Here is a 16,796-nt window from a genome sequence, read left to right as displayed (position 1 = left end):
TTTTGCTACCTGCCATTCTCATCCAGCGCGAATGTCGGTAGCTTGAGATGCCAGCGTATGGCGGCAAGGCGAATGCCCAATGTGACCACCATTCCAAGCATCGCGGCGTTTTCCAGCGGTACATCAAAAGAATAAGCCGCTGTTGAATGGACAATACCGCCAATGATACAAGCGGTGGCGTAGATTTCCGTTCGCAGGATCATCGGTACTTCGCGTGCCAGCACATCACGAATAATCCCACCGCCAACACCGGTCAGCACCCCCATACCCGTTGCGACCAGCGGCCCGGTGCCAGCCATAAACGCTTTGTTTACCCCAATACCGACAAATACGGCCAGCCCGACGGCATCAAGCACTGGCAGCACCCACTTCGGCAGACGTCTTGGCTGGCGAACCAGCAAAATCGTCAGCATACAGGTGACCATTGCCACCACCAGGTCGGTTGGATCTTTCACCCAGAATACAGGGCCATGGGCGAGCGCCATATCGCGGATCGTGCCGCCACCGACGGCGGTTACCACGCCTAATACCAGCACACCAAAAGGATCCATCCGGAGTTTTCCGGCAAGCAGCACACCTGAGATGGCAAAAACAGCGGTACCGACAATATCCAGCCAGTAGACGAGCATGGTTTAATCCCCGGTTATTTCACCTGCGCCAGGGCAGGGCAGAGTTGTTGAGCGGCGAGGATAATACGCGGACCGGCGCGCTCAAACCAGTCGCTGGTTAGCGGAATGACCGGAATATCGAGCTGTTTGTGCCAGAATTGTTCGATTTTAGGAATTTCGCTCACATTTCCTGCTACCACGATCGCATGGGGTTCGCGCGCCAGCACTTGCTCACGACTCACCTGTGGCCAGGGAACCCGGCTGGCGGCAAAGATATTCTCGCCTCCGCACAGTTCCAGCACTTCGTTTTGCAGCGAGCCTTTACCGCTGGTGAAAAGCGGTTCTCCGCCAAACTGCAGAAACACCCGTTTTTTCGTCTGCCCGGCATACTGTTTTTTCAGCGCCTGATACTGGGCCAGCAGCTCAGTTGAGGCCTGCTGTGCTTGTTTGGGGTGTGGACTGTATTGTGCGAGCCCGGCTAAAGATTCTGCGACTTGTTCGATGGTTACCGAATCCAGCCACAGCACCTTGATACCCAGCCGTTCCAGCTGATCGACCTGACGTTCCGCATTGCCGCCGCGCCAGGCGAGGACGACGTCGGGTTTTAACGCCACAATCCGCTCGATGTTGAGCCCTTGCCAGGTGGCAACCTGCTCGATTTTTTTCGCCTCAGGGGGAAAGTCTGAATAGCTGCTGACGCCCACAGGCGTGATGCCAGCGGCAAAGGCCATTTCCGTATTCGCAGGAGAGAGGGAGATCACGCGCGGCGCGGCGTTAAGCCACGCCGAAGCAAAAATAAGCAGGGCGGCCAGCGCCCTGAACAAATATTTAGCCACGTGCCAGGTTCTGCACCAGTGTCTCAACCATCAGGCTGGACTGTTTCGCGGCAACCACGAGGAACTCATCAAAGCTCAGGTGGGATTGCTGGTCGGCCACGTCAGAGATGGCGCGCACCACCACAAAGGGTACGCCAAAGTTATGGCAGACATGCGCAATGGCGGTTGCTTCCATTTCAACGGCTACGGCTTGCGGGAAGTTATGGCGAATTTTGGCCAGACCCACGGAGCCGTTAATAAAGGCATCGCCGCTGACAATCAGACCGCGAACCGCGTTCAGATTGAGCTGCTTAATGCAGCTTTCTGCCGCAGTAACCAGTTTTTCATCTGCTTTAAAGCCAGCCGGGCAACCGGGCAACTGGCCGAACTCGTAGCCAAATGCTGTGACGTCCGCGTCGTGATAGCGTGCTTCGTCAGAGACCACGATATCGCCGACTTTCAGGGTTGACGCCAGACCACCAGCGGAACCTGTATTGATAATCACATCCGGCTTGAAGCGTTCCAGCAACAGTGTTGCGCCCATTGCGGCGGCCACTTTGCCGATGCCTGATTTCAGCAGGGCGACTTCTGTACCATTCAGCGTACCGGTGTAAATTTCACAGCCGCCAATGGTCAGCGTCTGACGATTTTCGATTTTGTCACGCAACAGCGTAACTTCTTCTTCCATTGCACCAATAATGCCAATTTTCATGGAGATACTCGCTAATGTGATAAGACAGGGTTACGTTTACAGGGCATAGTCTATCATGGCATACACAATTGCATGATACCCCGTGACGCCTCGCTGACAGGAGAGGAAATGGCTGAGATCGATTTTCGCAAAAAAATAAACTGGCATCGTCGCTACCGTTCGCCACAAGGCGTGAAAACTGAGCGCGAAATCCTGCGCATTTTTGAAAGCGATCGCGGGCGGATAATCAACTCGGCGGCCATTCGCCGTCTGCAGCAGAAAACGCAGGTCTTTCCTCTGGAGCGTAACGCGGCGGTGCGCACGCGGTTGACCCATTCGCTGGAAGTGCAGCAGGTTGGGCGTTACATCGCCAAAGAAGTGTTAAGCCGCCTGAAAGAGCTTCGTCTGCTTGAAACCTATGGCCTGGATGAACTTACCGGGCCTTTTGAAAGCATTGTTGAGATGGCGTGCCTGATGCACGACATTGGTAATCCGCCATTTGGTCATTTTGGCGAGGCGGCAATCAATGACTGGTTTCGTCAGCGCCTGGCGCCAGAGGATGCTGCAAGCCAGCCGCTGACGGATGATCGCTGCGAAGTGGTGGCGCTGCGTCTGCGAGAGGGGGAAGATGCCCTCAATGCGCTACGCCGCAAGGTGCGCCAGGATCTTAGCCATTTTGAAGGAAATGCGCAGGGTATTCGTCTGGTTCATACCCTGATGCGCATGAATCTGACCTGGGCACAGGTGGGCTGTATTTTAAAATATAACCGGCCTGCCTGGTGGAGTGGTCCACCGCCATCCACCCACAGTTATTTAATGAAAAAGCCGGGTTTTTATTTTTCCGAAGAGACGTATGTCGCCCGGCTGCGTAAAGAACTTGAGCTTGATACTTACAGTCGTTTTCCACTGACCTGGATAATGGAAGCCGCTGATGATATTTCCTATTGCGTTGCTGACCTTGAAGATGCGGTGGAAAAGCGCATTTTTACCGCAGAGCAACTCTATCAGCATCTCTACGACGCCTGGGGTGAACACAGTAAAGGTTCGTTGTTCTCTCAGGTAGTGGAGAACGCCTGGGAGAAATCCCGCGCAAATTCATTAAGCCGCAGCGCCGAAGATCAGTTCTTTATGTATTTACGTGTAAATACCTTAAATAAACTTGTGCCTTATGCCGCGCAGCGATTTATTGAAAACCTACCGCAAATATTCAGCGGAGAATTCAATCACGCCCTGCTGGAAGATGACAGCGATTATAGCCAGCTCCTTGAACTTTATAAAAATGTCGCCATTAAAGAGGTGTTTAGTCATCCCGATGTTGAACAACTGGAGTTACAGGGATATCGCGTAATCAGTGGGCTGCTGGAGATTTATCGTCCGCTACTGCAATTATCGCTGGCGGATTTTTCAGAGCTTGTGGAAAAAGATCGCGTGCGACGTTTGCCGATTGAATCACGCTTGTTCCAGAAGTTATCTACGCGCCATCGACTGGCTTACGTTGAAGCTGTGAGCAAATTATCCCGGGAAGGGACCGACTTCGCGATAATGGAATATTATCACCGTTGTCGGCTCATCCAGGACTATATCAGCGGAATGACAGATTTATATGCATGGGATGAATACCGCCGCTTGATGGCGGTGGAATAATCGGTTGGGAATTGTAAAGACGGACAATAAATTTTTACTTTTTCCAAAAACTTAATCCCGGAACTTCACGCTATAAAGCGACTCTGAGTGATACATACACAGCCGTTTGCGTTACCAGTAAAGAGATTGAGAGACATGAAAAAAACGACTTTAGCAATGAGTGCACTGGCGTTGGCTTTAAGCCTGGCGCTGTCCCCTGTTTCCGTGATGGCTGCTGAAACCGCCTCATCGGTGTCGACTTCGCAGCAGATGCCAAGCCTGGCGCCCATGCTGGAACAGGTCATGCCATCCGTTGTAAGTATTAACGTAGAAGGCAGCACCACGGTTAATACGCCGCGTATGCCGCGGAATTTCCAGCAGTTCTTCGGTGATAACTCCCCGTTCTGCCAGGACGGTTCCCCCTTCCAGAGTTCGCCTTTCTGTCAGGGCGGTGGTGCTCCGGGCGGTCAGGGTGGCCCCGGGGGGGATGGCGCTCAGCAACAGAAATTTATGGCCCTGGGTTCCGGTGTCATCATTGACGCAGCTAAAGGCTATGTCGTGACAAACAACCACGTGGTGGATAATGCGACCTCTATCAAAGTTCAGTTGAGCGATGGTCGTAAGTTCGATGCCAAAATCGTTGGTAAAGACCCGCGTTCCGATATCGCACTGGTGCAAATTCAGGATCCGAAAAACCTGACGGCTATTAAGCTGGCTGACTCTGACGCTCTGCGCGTCGGTGATTATACCGTCGCTATCGGTAACCCGTTTGGCCTGGGTGAAACCGTGACCTCAGGTATTGTCTCTGCGCTGGGTCGCAGCGGCCTGAATGCGGAAAACTATGAAAACTTTATCCAGACCGATGCGGCGATCAACCGGGGTAACTCCGGCGGTGCGCTGGTTAACCTGAATGGTGAACTGATCGGTATCAATACCGCCATCCTCGCTCCGGATGGCGGCAACATCGGTATCGGCTTTGCTATCCCAAGTAATATGGTGAAAAACCTGACGGCGCAGATGGTGCAGTATGGCCAGGTACGTCGTGGCGAGCTGGGAATCATGGGTACTGAACTGAACTCTGAGCTGGCGAAAGCGATGAAAGTCGATGCGCAGCGCGGTGCCTTTGTCAGCCAGGTCATGCCAAATTCTGCGGCTGCGAAAGCAGGTGTGAAAGCCGGTGATGTGATTACTTCGCTGAATGGCAAACCGATCAGCAGCTTCGCCGCGCTGCGTGCGGAAGTGGGTTCTATGCCTATCGGCAGTAAAGTGCAACTTGGTCTGGTTCGCGACGGTAAACCGGTGAATGTGAGCCTTGAACTGCAGCAGAGCAGCCAGAATCAGGTCGAGTCCGGCAATATTTTCAGCGGCATTGAAGGCGCTGAAATGAGCAACAATGGTAAAGATGAGGGCGTTGTCGTGAACGTGGTGAAAGCCAACACGCCTGCTGCGCGCATTGGCCTTAAGAAAGGGGATATCATCGTGGGGGCTAACCAGCAACCGGTGAAAAACCTTGGCGAGTTGCGCAAAATCATCGACAGCAAGCCTTCGGTCCTTGCTTTGAATATTCAGCGTGGTGATACTTCAATCTATCTGCTAATGCAGTAACCCGCTTAAGCCCTCTTCTTCCATCCGGGAGAAGAGGGCGCTCTCCTCAGATTTTGTGAGGCCTTCCACAACTCCATACTTCCACCGCCTGCTTTGTGCATTTGCACAGTGCGCACCGTAATTATCTCCCATATGCTTGTGCTCTGCTCACGGGAGGGTTACATGGCTGGCTGGCATCTTGATACTAAAATGGCGCAGGATATCGTGGCGCGCACTATGCGCATCATAGATACAAACATTAACGTGATGGATGCTCGTGGCCGCATTATTGGTAGCGGCGATCGCGAGCGAATTGGGGAATTGCACGAAGGCGCGTTGCTTGTGCTGGCGCAGGGGCGCGTGGTGGATATCGATGATGCGGTGGCCCGTCACCTTCATGGAGTCCGTCAGGGCATCAACTTGCCGTTGCGTCTGGAAGGTGAAATCGTCGGCGTTATTGGCCTGACGGGGGAGCCTGAGTCGCTGCGCAAATATGGCGAGCTGGTGTGCATGACCGCCGAAATGATGCTGGAACAATCCCGGCTGATGCACCTGCTGGCTCAGGACAGTCGTCTGCGCGAAGAACTGGTAATGAACCTGATTCAGGCAGAAGAGCATACGCCAGCACTCACCGAATGGGCACAGCGTCTGGGTATCGATTTAAATCAGCCGCGTGTGGTTGCCGTGGTGGAGGTCGATAGCGGGCAGTTGGGGGTGGACAGCGCGATGGCGGAACTCCAGCAACTGCAAAATGCCCTGACCACGCCTGAGCGTAACAACCTTATAGCGATTGTCTCGTTGACCGAAATGGTGGTGCTTAAACCGGCCCTGAATCAGTTTGGTCGCTGGGATGCCGAAGATCATCGTAAGCGCGTTGAACAACTGATTCAGCGTATGAAAGAAAACGGTCAGTTGCGTTTTCGCGTTGCGCTGGGTAACTACTTTACCGGGCCGGGCAGTATCGCTCGTTCCTACCGTACTGCGCGCACCACCATGATGGTGGGGAAACAGCGTATGCCGGAAAGCCGTAGTTACTTCTATCAGGATTTGATGCTGCCGGTGCTGCTCGACAGTTTACGCGGTGGCTGGCAGGCGAATGAGCTTTCCCGCCCTCTGCAGCGTCTCAAAGCGATGGATAATAATGGCCTTTTGCGCCGTACGCTTTCTGCATGGTTCCGCCACAATGTTCAGCCGCTGGCGACGTCAAAGGCGTTGTTTATTCATCGTAATACGCTGGAATATCGTCTGAACCGTATTTCTGAACTCACCGGGTTGGATCTGGGGAACTTTGACGACAGGTTGCTGCTTTATGTAGCACTGCAACTGGATGAACAGAGGTAAATGAAAGCAAAAAGGCAACCTGAGTTGCCTTTTTAGTGTTTGCGCCCTTTCCAGCCAGGAGAGGGACGGGGTGAGGGCATCAGAATGCATCACTCCCGCATTATTTATTGCGCGTCAGTTTTTCCAGATCGGATTCAATTTCGCTGATCTTATTCGCGACAACGCTTTCCAGATGGCGGAGATCGTCCAGGATCTTCCGTTTCAGATCCACGTCTGTCCGATCACGCTGACAGATTTGATCTAACTCGTCTATCACGTAGCGCAGGTTTGGACTGATCTCCTGCACTTCTTTATATCCCTGACCGATACCATCCGCGACCACCGTTTTGCGCTGACGAGGATATTTAAACTTTACGCTTTTCGCAAAAAACTCGCCTTTGTCCTTGTGGAAATAGATTTTCAGAATGTCGTTGTTTGCTTCCTGACGAAGGCTGTAGCGATCGATTTCATCAGGATTGGTGATGCCTAAACTTTTCAGATTATCGTACATAGCGGTACCCTTAAGCTCAACATAACCTATGAATAATTAACGAAAAAATCTATTTTCGCCACCTGGAAATGCAAAAAAGGCGGGATATGTCACCCTCTCCCGAATCAGGAGAGGGTATGACTTAGTCGATGGTGCGCAGCAGTTCGTTGATGCCGACTTTACCACGCGTTTTGGCATCGACTTTTTTCACGATGACAGCGCAGTACAGGCTGTATTTACCGTCTTTAGACGGCAGGTTGCCTGAAACAACAACGGAACCCGCTGGTACGCGGCCATAGTGAACTTCGCCCGTTTCGCGGTCATAAATACGCGTACTCTGACCAATGTACACGCCCATGGAGATCACCGAACCTTCTTCAACGATAACACCTTCTACTACCTCGGAACGTGCGCCGATAAAGCAATTATCTTCGATAATGGTCGGATTCGCCTGCAATGGCTCCAGAACGCCACCAATCCCGACACCGCCAGAGAGGTGAACGTTTTTACCGATCTGCGCGCATGAACCGACAGTCGCCCATGTATCGACCATGGTGCCTTCGTCGACGTAAGCGCCGATATTCACATAAGACGGCATCAGCACGGTGTTACGGGCAATGAACGCGCCCTGACGCACCGCCGCGGGTGGCACGACGCGGAAGCCTTCTTTCTGGAAACGCGCTTCGTCGTAGTCAGCGAACTTCATCGGTACCTTATCGAAGTAGCGGCTTTCCGCACCTTCGATAACTTTATTATCGTTAATGCGGAAAGAGAGCAGCACGGCTTTCTTCAGCCATTGGTGAGTGACCCACTGACCATCAATTTTCTCTGCGACGCGCAGCGCGCCGGAATCTAACAGGGCAATAACCTGGTTAACCGCTTCACGGGTAACGGTATCTGCGTTTGCCGGGGTGATCTCTGCGCGACGCTCGAAAGCGGCTTCAATAACGTTCTGTAACTGCTGCATTGTTAAACTCTTTCCATATAAAAAAACACGTCACCCTTTATCGTTTGGATTGAGGGCCTCTGTCAACCGTTGTTGTACCTCCTTTTGCAGCTCATTATTAAGGCCACGCCGGTCGGCAGTCGCGATTATAAATAAATCTTCTACTCGCTCACCAATTGTCGTAATTCTCGCCCCGTGCAGCGAAATACCAAGGTCCGCAAACACTTTGCCCACGCGGGCCAGCAGCCCTGGCTGATCCAGCGCGATGAGCTCCAGGAAACTTTTTCGGTCTGTATGCGTCGGCAGGAAATTCACTTCCGTATCGACGGTAAAGTGGCGCAACTTTGCCGGTTGACGACGCGGCTGCGGTGCCTGCCAACTGGGCTGTGTAATCGCCTGTTCCAGGCCAAAGCCGATGGCGTCATGACGATCCGGCGACAGCGGGCTACCGTCTGGCTCCAGGACGATAAATGTATCCATCGCCATGCCATCACGGGTCGTGAAAATCTGTGCGTCGTGTACGCTCAGGTTGCGCCGGTCCAGCTCGGCGCAGACGGCGGCAAACAAATAAGGCCTGTCCGGACTCCAGATAAAAATCTCCGTACCGCCGCGCGTGGCCTGCGGGCTGAGCAGGATCAATGGTTTACTCAGGTCGTGTTGCAACAGATGCCGCGCGTGCCAGGCAAGCTGGTTTGGACTGTGGCGGACGAAGTAGTTGGCGCGACAGCGTCCCCAAATCTGATGCAGTTGTTCTTCATTTATATTGTCCATACGCAGCAGCGCCAGTGCCTGGAGCTGATGGTGCCGCACGCGTTCGCGCATATCCGGCGTGTTTTGCATGCCGCGACGCAATTGTTTTTCCGTGGCGAAATAGAGTTCGCGTAGCAGGCTTTGCTTCCAGCTATTCCAAAGGGTTTCATTAGTGGCGCAAATATCAGCCACTGTCAGGCACACCAGGAAGCGCAGACGGTTTTCTGTTTGTACTTCTTCGGCGAACTGTTTGATCACCTCCGGATCCTGGATATCACGGCGCTGTGCGGTGACAGACATCAGTAAGTGGTGACGCACCAGCCAGGCAACCAGTTGTGTTTCCCTGGAGTTGAGGCCGTGTAATTCGGCGAATTTCAGCACATCCTGTGCGCCAAGTACGGAGTGGTCGCCTCCGCGTCCTTTGGCGATATCGTGGAACAATGCAGCGATCAGGATAAGCTCGGGATGTGTCAGGCGAGGCCACAGTTCCACGCAAAGTGGATGGCGCTGCCGCGTCTCTTCACTGGCGAAACTTTCCAGTTTCAGCATTACCCGGATGGTGTGCTCGTCTACGGTATAGGCATGGAACAGGTCGAACTGCATTTGCCCGACAATGTGCGACCACTGCGGCATATAAGCCCACAAAACGCTATGACGATGCATTGGCAGCAGGCCACGCTTCACGGCTCCGGGATGGCGGAGCATGCTGAGAAATATTGACCGCGCTTCGGGGATATAGCACAACGGCTGCGTCAGGTGGCGTCGCGCATGGCGCAGATGGCGCAAGGTGGTCGAATAGATACCGGTGATACTGCTGTTACGCACCATGATGTAGAACATACGCAGGATGGCCTGCGGCTCGCGGATAAACAGATTGTCATCGCGCAGGTCAATCAGCGTGCCGCGTAGTTGGAATTCATCATCAATAGCGCGCGGCTTTTCATCTTCGGTGAGCGCCAAAATCGCTTCATCAAAGAGCTGTAACAGCATATGGTTCAGTTCGGTCACGCGACGAGTGACGCGGAAGAAATCCTTCATCATATGCTCGACCGGTTGATTCCCCTCACCGATGTAATTCAGCCGTTGAGCGACGCTGAGCTGGCGGTCAAATAGCAGACGGTTGTCATAGCGGTTGAGTTCAAGGTGCAGGGCGAAGCGAATACGCCAGAGCAGGTGCAAACACTCATTAAGTTCGTTGCGTTCGGCTTCGGTTAAAAAGCCAAACCCAACCATCTCATCCAGGGACGTTGCGCCAAAGTGGCGACGTGCGACCCATTGCAGGGTGTGGATATCGCGCAGGCCGCCAGGGCTGCTTTTGATATCGGGCTCCAGATTGTAGCTGGTGCCGTGATAACGCTGGTGGCGCTCATTTTGTTCGGCCACTTTTGCCGGGAAGAATTTTTCCGATGGCCAGAAATCTTCGCTGAAAATATGCTTTTGCAGTTCAAGAAACAGGGCAACATCGCCAATTAACAGGCGGGATTCAATCAGGTTGGTGGCGACCGTTAAATCGGAAAGCCCTTCCTGTAGACACTCGCTTAGCGTACGCACGCTGTGGCCGACTTCCAGTTTCACATCCCATAAGAGCGTGAGCAGTTCACCGATTTTTTGTGCCTGCTCGTCAGGCAATTTCGTGCGGCTCAAAATAAGGAGGTCGATATCCGACAGCGGGTGCAGTTCGCCGCGACCGTAGCCCCCCACGGCAACCAGCGCGGTATCGCCGATGTCGCCGAAACCATACTCCAGCCACAGGCGTTGCAGGAGCTGATCGATAAATTCCGTGCGGGCTTCTATCAGTTGTTCGGCAGAAAGGCCGGCGTCAAAAACATGCCCCAGCCATTGCTGAAATGTATCGATATGCGCCTTGATGGAGGCGCAATTCAGTTCGTCCTGTGGCCAGTTCCCGGGATAGTCCGGTTGGCCCGGAAGGGTGGGTTTCACCGTACTGATGAATTGTTCAGAAAATGTATTGCTCATTAACAGGCCACCCATAAGTTGAAGGCAGGACGCGACATAGCCGAACCAGAGAGCGTTCGGGATGCGAAGACATATGCGACAAATTAGAAGAGATAACGAGAAATGAAAAGTCGTTTATATCTATGACGTAGAGCGGGGCGGGGGGAGAAAACAACGGCCCGCGACGCGGACCGTTAAATACTATCAAGCGGCGGTTAACACAGCGTCGATAGTGTCATCTTTACGCAGGGTCAGAATTTCGCACCCTGTATCGGTAACCACAATCGTGTGCTCGTATTGTGCGGAAAGGCTGCGGTCTTTGGTTTTTACCGTCCAGCCATCTTTCATGGTACGAATGCGGTAATCGCCTGCGTTAACCATCGGTTCAATGGTGAAGGTCATACCGGCCTGCAGCACCACGCCACCGTCATCCGCATCGTAGTGCAGCACCTGCGGCTCTTCGTGGAAAACGCGACCAATACCGTGGCCGCAATATTCGCGGACGACAGAGAAACCTTCCGCTTCCACGAATTTCTGAATGGCTGCACCGAGGGTACGCAGACGGATGCCTGGTTTCACCATTCTCAGCGCCAGATAGAGGCTCTCCTGCGTGATACGGCACAGACGCTCGCCCAAAATAGTGGGTTTGCCGACGATAAACATTTTCGACGTATCGCCATGGTACTCATCTTTAATCACCGTCACGTCGATGTTGACGATATCGCCATCTTTGAGCTGTTTTTCGTCGTCCGGAATGCCGTGACAAACCACTTCATTAATAGAGATGCAAACGGATTTCGGGAAGCCGTGATAGCCAAGGCAGGCGGAGATGGCGTGCTGTTCGTTAACGATATAGTCATTACAGATACGATCCAGCTCACCGGTGCTTACGCCGGGCTTAATGTACGGCTCGATCATTTCCAGCACTTCGGCGGCGAGACGGCCGGCGATGCGCATTTTTTCAATTTCTTCTGGAGTCTTTATTGAGATAGCCATGAATTCTGTCCATCAGTGTCGAATTTTTCGACAATACTAGTCTAAGTGCTGTCAATGGTAACAGTCTGACGAGTCCTGTGCCAAATTGAGAATCATTCTGAACTTCGTCTTTCGTGCCGCTCGTGTACTGAAATGCCCCTGTAACAGGAAATTCATCGTTCAGTACCGTGCGTAGCGCCAACAATTATTGGAGTCTGGCGCCTGTTTATGGTATAAAGCGCGCCGGACTTCCGTTCCTCTTCGGAACTGAGGCGACCAAATCTCACTTTGTGTAATAACACACACGTATCGGCACATATTCCGGGGTGCCCTTCGGGGTCGGTAATATGGGATACGTGGAGGCTTAACCCCAACTTTATCTATAGAGGTTTTTACCATGGCAACTGTTTCCATGCGCGACATGCTCAAGGCTGGTGTTCACTTCGGTCACCAGACCCGTTACTGGAACCCGAAAATGAAGCCTTTCATCTTCGGCGCGCGTAACAAAGTTCACATCATCAACCTTGAGAAAACTGTACCGATGTTCAACGAAGCTCTGGCTGAACTGAACAAGATCTCTTCTCGTAAAGGTAAAATCCTTTTCGTTGGTACTAAACGCGCTGCAAGCGAAGCGGTAAAAGAAGCTGCAAACAGCTGCGATCAGTTCTTCGTGAACCATCGCTGGTTGGGCGGCATGCTGACTAACTGGAAAACCGTTCGTCAGTCCATCAAACGTCTGAAAGACCTGGAAACTCAGTCTCAGGACGGTACTTTCGACAAGCTGACCAAGAAAGAAGCGCTGATGCGTACTCGTGAGCTTGAGAAACTGGAAAACAGCCTGGGCGGTATCAAAGACATGGGCGGCCTGCCGGACGCACTGTTCGTTATCGATGCTGACCATGAGCACATTGCTATCAAAGAAGCGAACAACCTGGGTATCCCGGTATTCTCTATCGTTGATACCAACTCTGATCCAGATGGCGTTGATTTCGTTATCCCGGGTAACGACGATGCAATCCGTGCTGTGACCCTGTACCTGAATGCTGTTGCTGCGACCGTCCGTGAAGGCCGTTCTCAGGATCTGGCTACCCAAGCGGAAGAAAGCTTCGTAGAAGCTGAATAATAAGGTTTGCTCTTTTAGAGCCCTTATTAACCAGGTAGTTACAAGTTTGGTTAGGGGGCCTGTCTCAGGCCCCTTTTTTACTTTCATATCTGTGCGGTTCTTCGAACCGGGCAGGTCAAATTCTCCCGAGGAATAAAGAATGGCTGAAATTACCGCATCCCTGGTAAAAGAGCTGCGTGAACGTACTGGCGCAGGCATGATGGATTGCAAAAAAGCACTGACTGAAGCTAACGGCGACATCGAGCTGGCAATCGAAAACATGCGTAAATCTGGTGCAATCAAAGCTGCGAAAAAAGCAGGCAACGTTGCTGCTGACGGCGTGATCATCACCAAGATCGACGGCACCTACGGTATCATTCTGGAAGTTAACTGCCAGACTGACTTCGTTGCGAAAGACGGTGGTTTCCAGGCATTTGCTAACAAAGTTCTGGACGCAGCTGTTGCAGGCAAAATCACTGACGTTGAAGTTCTGAAAGCACAGTTCGAAGAAGAACGTGTAGCGCTGGTTGCTAAAATCGGTGAGAACATCAACATCCGTCGTGTTGCTTCTCTGGAAGGCGAAGTGCTGGGTTCTTACCTGCACGGTGCACGTATCGGTGTTCTGGTTGCGGCTAAAGGCGCAGACGAAGAGCTGGTTAAACAGCTGGCTATGCACATCGCTGCAAGCAAACCAGAATTCGTTAAGCCAGAAGACGTGTCTGCTGAAGTGGTAGAAAAAGAGTACCAGGTTCAGTTGGACATCGCCATGCAGTCTGGCAAACCGAAAGAAATCGCTGAGAAAATGGTTGAAGGCCGCATGAAGAAATTCACCGGCGAAGTTTCTCTGACGGGTCAGCCTTTCGTTATGGATCCGAGCAAAACCGTTGGCCAACTGCTGAAAGAGCAGGGCGCTGATGTGACTAACTTCATCCGCTTCGAAGTGGGTGAAGGTATCGAGAAAGTTGAGACTGACTTCGCAGCAGAAGTTGCTGCAATGTCCAAGCAGTCTTAATTGTTAAAGCAGCCGCCTGAGGGCGGCTTCTTTTTGTTCCCGTCAGAGTAAAATCAGCCGATCGCTATAGTGTTTGCGCTGACAGGCGACGTATCATATCGCCGGATTTAAACCCGTCTAATTGTTGACAGTCTCAGGAAAGAAACATGGCTACCAATGCAAAACCCGTCTATAAACGCATTCTGCTTAAGCTGAGCGGCGAAGCCCTGCAGGGTTCCGAAGGTTTCGGTATTGATGCAAGCATCCTTGACCGCATGGCGCAAGAAATCAAAGAACTTGTTGAACTGGGTGTTCAGGTTGGGGTGGTAATTGGTGGCGGTAACTTGTTCCGTGGGGCTGGCCTGGCGAAAGCGGGTATGAACCGCGTGGTGGGTGACCACATGGGCATGCTGGCTACGGTCATGAATGGCCTGGCAATGCGCGACGCGCTGCATCGCGCCTATGTGAATGCCCGCCTGATGTCCGCATTTCCGCTGAACGGTGTGTGTGACAATTACAGCTGGGCTGAGGCGATCAGCCTGCTGCGTAACAATCGTGTTGTGATCTTTAGTGCCGGTACGGGTAACCCGTTCTTTACGACTGATTCCGCTGCCTGCCTGCGCGGCATTGAAATAGAAGCGGATGTCGTACTGAAGGCCACCAAGGTTGATGGCGTGTTTACTGCCGATCCGGCAAAAGATCCGGCTGCGACCATGTACGATCAACTTAGTTATACCGAAGTTCTTGATAAAGAACTGAAAGTAATGGATCTTGCCGCCTTTACCCTGGCTCGCGACCATAAATTACCTATCCGCGTGTTCAACATGAACAAGCCGGGCGCACTGCGTCGTGTGGTAATGGGTGAAAATGAAGGCACTTTGATTACGGAATAATTCCCGTAAGCAACAAATAAGGGTAAGATTCCGCCTTAATTTATTTAGCAGTTCTGTCAGGCATCTTCACGGTGCCTTGTACTGAACGAGACTATACTAACCACTCAAGTGGCGTATGGTTTGCCTGAGACAAGATTTCAAGGATTCGTAACGTGATTAGCGATATCAGAAAAGATGCTGAAGTGCGCATGGAAAAATGCGTAGAATCATTCAAAACCCAAATCAGCAAAGTGCGCACTGGCCGTGCTTCCCCGAGCCTTCTGGATGGTATCGTCGTTGAGTATTACGGTACTCCGACGCCGCTGCGCCAGTTGGCGAACGTAACGGTAGAAGACTCCCGTACGCTGAAAATCAACGTGTTCGATCGTTCTATGGGCCCGGCCGTTGAGAAAGCCATTATGGCGTCCGACCTAGGTCTGAACCCAAGCTCAGCCGGGACCGACATTCGCGTTCCGCTGCCACCGCTGACTGAAGAACGTCGTAAAGATCTGACTAAAATTGTTCGTGGCGAAGCTGAACAAGCGCGCGTTGCTGTTCGTAACGTCCGTCGTGATGCGAACGATAAAGTCAAAGCGCTGCTGAAAGATAAAGAAATCAGTGAAGATGATGACCGTCGTTCTCAGGAAGACGTGCAGAAACTGACTGACGCTGCAATCAAAAAAGTCGATGCGGCGCTGGCGGATAAAGAAGCAGAACTGATGCAGTTCTGATTCGAAAACCGACGAAAAACGCCGTACAGAGAGCCGCCAAGGGGGCTTTGCTGGCGGCGTTTTGCTTTTAATCTGCACAATATTGTGAGCGTTTCATGAAGCATTTAACCCTTCTGGGCTCAACAGGTTCTATTGGTTGCAGCACGCTCGATGTGGTTCGCCACAATCCCGATCGCTTTTCCATTACTGCCCTGGTTGCGGGTAAAAATGTTACCCGTATGGTGGAACAATGCCTGGAGTTCACCCCGCGTTTTGCGGTGATGGACGATGAAGCCAGCGCGCGTCAGCTAAAAGCTGAATTACAGCAACAGGGCTGCCCGACGCAGGTCATGAGTGGTCAGCAGGCGGCCTGTGAGATGGCTGCGCTCGATGATGTCGACCAGGTGATGGCGGCGATTGTTGGCGCTGCTGGCCTTGTGCCTACGCTTGCGGCTATCCGCGCGGGTAAAACCGTGCTGCTTGCCAATAAAGAGTCGCTGGTGACCTGCGGACGTCTTTTTATGGACGCAGTGAAAGAGAGCAGGGCGCAGCTCCTCCCGGTGGATAGCGAACATAACGCTATTTTTCAGAGTTTACCGGAAACAATCCAACACAACCTGGGGTACGCTGATTTAGAGCAGAATGGCGTTTCGTCTATTCTGCTTACCGGGTCTGGTGGCCCGTTCCGTGAAACGCCTATGTCCGAACTGGCCTCAATGACGCCGGATCAGGCATGTCGTCATCCGAACTGGTCGATGGGGAGAAAGATCTCCGTTGATTCCGCCACCATGATGAACAAAGGTCTGGAATACATTGAAGCGCGCTGGTTATTCAACGCATCTGCCCGCCAGATGGAAGTGCTTATTCACCCGCAATCGGTGATCCACTCCATGGTGCGTTATCAGGACGGCAGTGTTTTAGCGCAGCTTGGTGAACCGGATATGCGTACACCGATTGCACATACTATGGCCTGGCCTGAACGTGTGCCCTCCGGCGCCAATGCCCTCGATTTTTGTAAATTGAGCGCGTTGAGTTTTGCCGCACCTGACTATGACCGCTACCCTTGCCTGAAACTGGCGATAGATGCGTTTGCACAGGGGCAGGCAGCAACGACGGCGCTGAATGCGGCTAATGAGGTAACGGTGTCAGCATTTCTGGCTTCCGCTATCCGTTTTACGGATATTGCTGCGCTGAATCTGTCTGTTCTGGAACAGATGGTATTAAGCGAACCACAAAGTATTGATGATGTATTGGCTGTAGATCGGCTTGCACGTGACGTAGCGCAAAAACAAGTGACGCGCTTCGCAAGCTGGTGATAATCCAGCCACTAACAGTCATGCTATTTGTTAGCGTTGGGCTTCGG

At 52.4% G+C, this 16,796-nt stretch carries 15 protein-coding genes; 8 read left to right on the top strand and 7 right to left on the bottom strand.

Annotation, left to right across the window (positions count from 1 at the left end):
• Positions 1 to 5: 5 nt before the first annotated feature.
• From ACS0RQ_RS22790 to mtnN, 3 genes are read right to left on the bottom strand one after another with little or no spacing between them, the layout of a single operon-like run.
• Positions 6 to 629: a TRIC cation channel family protein gene (locus tag ACS0RQ_RS22790; protein ID WP_039078422.1), complete on the bottom strand. Its 624-nt coding sequence runs from the start codon at positions 627 to 629 to the stop codon at positions 6 to 8.
• A gap of 14 nt (positions 630 to 643) precedes the next feature.
• Positions 644 to 1,444 carry a vitamin B12 ABC transporter substrate-binding protein BtuF gene (btuF, locus tag ACS0RQ_RS22785; RefSeq protein WP_271848852.1) on the bottom strand — a complete coding sequence of 267 codons (801 nt, stop codon included), beginning with the start codon at positions 1,442 to 1,444 and terminating at the stop codon, positions 644 to 646.
• Complete coding sequence (gene mtnN, locus ACS0RQ_RS22780) at positions 1,437 to 2,135, bottom strand: 5'-methylthioadenosine/S-adenosylhomocysteine nucleosidase (RefSeq protein ID WP_271848853.1); 699 nt, start codon at positions 2,133 to 2,135, stop codon at positions 1,437 to 1,439. The genes btuF and mtnN overlap by 8 nt, the downstream gene beginning before the upstream one ends.
• Positions 2,136 to 2,243: 108 nt before the next feature.
• On the opposite strand from mtnN, the gene dgt reads away from it, so the two are divergent.
• The 3 genes from dgt to cdaR all read left to right on the top strand — a co-directional run bounded on the left by dgt (position 2,244) and on the right by cdaR (position 6,662).
• Positions 2,244 to 3,758 carry a dGTPase gene (dgt, locus tag ACS0RQ_RS22775; protein WP_271848854.1) on the top strand — a complete coding sequence of 505 codons (1,515 nt, stop codon included), beginning with the start codon at positions 2,244 to 2,246 and terminating at the stop codon, positions 3,756 to 3,758.
• 135 nt (positions 3,759 to 3,893) lie between these two features.
• Positions 3,894 to 5,342: a serine endoprotease DegP gene (gene degP, locus ACS0RQ_RS22770; protein WP_039078426.1), complete on the top strand. Its 1,449-nt coding sequence runs from the start codon at positions 3,894 to 3,896 to the stop codon at positions 5,340 to 5,342.
• Between the two features lie 162 nt (positions 5,343 to 5,504).
• Positions 5,505 to 6,662 carry a DNA-binding transcriptional regulator CdaR gene (gene cdaR / locus ACS0RQ_RS22765; protein ID WP_039078427.1) on the top strand — a complete coding sequence of 386 codons (1,158 nt, stop codon included), beginning with the start codon at positions 5,505 to 5,507 and terminating at the stop codon, positions 6,660 to 6,662.
• Between the two features lie 100 nt (positions 6,663 to 6,762).
• Here the strand turns inward: cdaR and ACS0RQ_RS22760 are convergent, their stop codons facing one another.
• The 4 genes from ACS0RQ_RS22760 to map all read right to left on the bottom strand — a co-directional run bounded on the left by ACS0RQ_RS22760 (position 6,763) and on the right by map (position 11,779).
• A complete protein-coding gene (locus ACS0RQ_RS22760; protein ID WP_039078428.1) occupies positions 6,763 to 7,152 on the bottom strand; it encodes a DUF3461 family protein in 390 nt (129 codons plus the stop codon).
• 121 nt (positions 7,153 to 7,273) lie between these two features.
• The gene (dapD, locus tag ACS0RQ_RS22755; RefSeq protein WP_039078429.1) at positions 7,274 to 8,098 is read right to left on the bottom strand and encodes a 2,3,4,5-tetrahydropyridine-2,6-dicarboxylate N-succinyltransferase; all 825 of its coding nucleotides are present in this window, start codon (positions 8,096 to 8,098) and stop codon (positions 7,274 to 7,276) included.
• A 30-nt stretch (positions 8,099 to 8,128) separates the two neighbouring features.
• The gene (glnD, locus tag ACS0RQ_RS22750; protein ID WP_271848855.1) at positions 8,129 to 10,804 is read right to left on the bottom strand and encodes a bifunctional uridylyltransferase/uridylyl-removing protein GlnD; all 2,676 of its coding nucleotides are present in this window, start codon (positions 10,802 to 10,804) and stop codon (positions 8,129 to 8,131) included.
• 183 nt (positions 10,805 to 10,987) lie between these two features.
• Positions 10,988 to 11,779 carry a type I methionyl aminopeptidase gene (gene map, locus ACS0RQ_RS22745; protein ID WP_039078431.1) on the bottom strand — a complete coding sequence of 264 codons (792 nt, stop codon included), beginning with the start codon at positions 11,777 to 11,779 and terminating at the stop codon, positions 10,988 to 10,990.
• A 376-nt stretch (positions 11,780 to 12,155) separates the two neighbouring features.
• On the opposite strand from map, the gene rpsB reads away from it, so the two are divergent.
• The 5 genes from rpsB (at position 12,156) to ispC (ending at position 16,749) form a co-directional block, all read left to right on the top strand.
• A complete protein-coding gene (gene rpsB / locus ACS0RQ_RS22740; RefSeq protein ID WP_039078432.1) occupies positions 12,156 to 12,881 on the top strand; it encodes a 30S ribosomal protein S2 in 726 nt (241 codons plus the stop codon).
• Between the two features lie 139 nt (positions 12,882 to 13,020).
• Complete coding sequence (tsf, locus tag ACS0RQ_RS22735; protein WP_039078433.1) at positions 13,021 to 13,872, top strand: translation elongation factor Ts; 852 nt, start codon at positions 13,021 to 13,023, stop codon at positions 13,870 to 13,872.
• Between the two features lie 146 nt (positions 13,873 to 14,018).
• A complete protein-coding gene (gene pyrH / locus ACS0RQ_RS22730) occupies positions 14,019 to 14,744 on the top strand; it encodes a UMP kinase (RefSeq protein WP_039078434.1) in 726 nt (241 codons plus the stop codon).
• 152 nt (positions 14,745 to 14,896) lie between these two features.
• Complete coding sequence (gene frr, locus ACS0RQ_RS22725) at positions 14,897 to 15,454, top strand: ribosome recycling factor (RefSeq protein WP_039078435.1); 558 nt, start codon at positions 14,897 to 14,899, stop codon at positions 15,452 to 15,454.
• 95 nt (positions 15,455 to 15,549) lie between these two features.
• Positions 15,550 to 16,749 (top strand): 1-deoxy-D-xylulose-5-phosphate reductoisomerase, encoded by a 1,200-nt coding sequence (gene ispC / locus ACS0RQ_RS22720; protein WP_271848856.1) that lies wholly within the window; start codon positions 15,550 to 15,552, stop codon positions 16,747 to 16,749.
• The last annotated feature ends 47 nt before the right edge of the window (positions 16,750 to 16,796 follow it).

This window comes from Phytobacter diazotrophicus, from assembly GCF_052061655.1.
GTDB lineage: Bacteria > Pseudomonadota > Gammaproteobacteria > Enterobacterales > Enterobacteriaceae > Phytobacter > Phytobacter diazotrophicus.
Note: the sequence above shows the minus strand (reverse complement) of the source record. Positions and strands in the feature narration are given on the sequence as shown.

Coding starts and splice junctions, on each gene's coding strand:
- mtnN (WP_271848853.1), bottom strand. CDS start 2,135: ATGAAAATTGGCATTATTGGTGCAATGGAAGAAGAAGTTACGCTGTTG.
- pyrH (WP_039078434.1), top strand. CDS start 14,019: ATGGCTACCAATGCAAAACCCGTCTATAAACGCATTCTGCTTAAGCTG.
- rpsB (WP_039078432.1), top strand. CDS start 12,156: ATGGCAACTGTTTCCATGCGCGACATGCTCAAGGCTGGTGTTCACTTC.
- map (WP_039078431.1), bottom strand. CDS start 11,779: ATGGCTATCTCAATAAAGACTCCAGAAGAAATTGAAAAAATGCGCATC.
- ACS0RQ_RS22790 (WP_039078422.1), bottom strand. CDS start 629: ATGCTCGTCTACTGGCTGGATATTGTCGGTACCGCTGTTTTTGCCATC.
- ispC (WP_271848856.1), top strand. CDS start 15,550: ATGAAGCATTTAACCCTTCTGGGCTCAACAGGTTCTATTGGTTGCAGC.
- cdaR (WP_039078427.1), top strand. CDS start 5,505: ATGGCTGGCTGGCATCTTGATACTAAAATGGCGCAGGATATCGTGGCG.
- degP (WP_039078426.1), top strand. CDS start 3,894: ATGAAAAAAACGACTTTAGCAATGAGTGCACTGGCGTTGGCTTTAAGC.
- dgt (WP_271848854.1), top strand. CDS start 2,244: ATGGCTGAGATCGATTTTCGCAAAAAAATAAACTGGCATCGTCGCTAC.
- dapD (WP_039078429.1), bottom strand. CDS start 8,098: ATGCAGCAGTTACAGAACGTTATTGAAGCCGCTTTCGAGCGTCGCGCA.
- glnD (WP_271848855.1), bottom strand. CDS start 10,804: ATGAGCAATACATTTTCTGAACAATTCATCAGTACGGTGAAACCCACC.
- ACS0RQ_RS22760 (WP_039078428.1), bottom strand. CDS start 7,152: ATGTACGATAATCTGAAAAGTTTAGGCATCACCAATCCTGATGAAATC.
- tsf (WP_039078433.1), top strand. CDS start 13,021: ATGGCTGAAATTACCGCATCCCTGGTAAAAGAGCTGCGTGAACGTACT.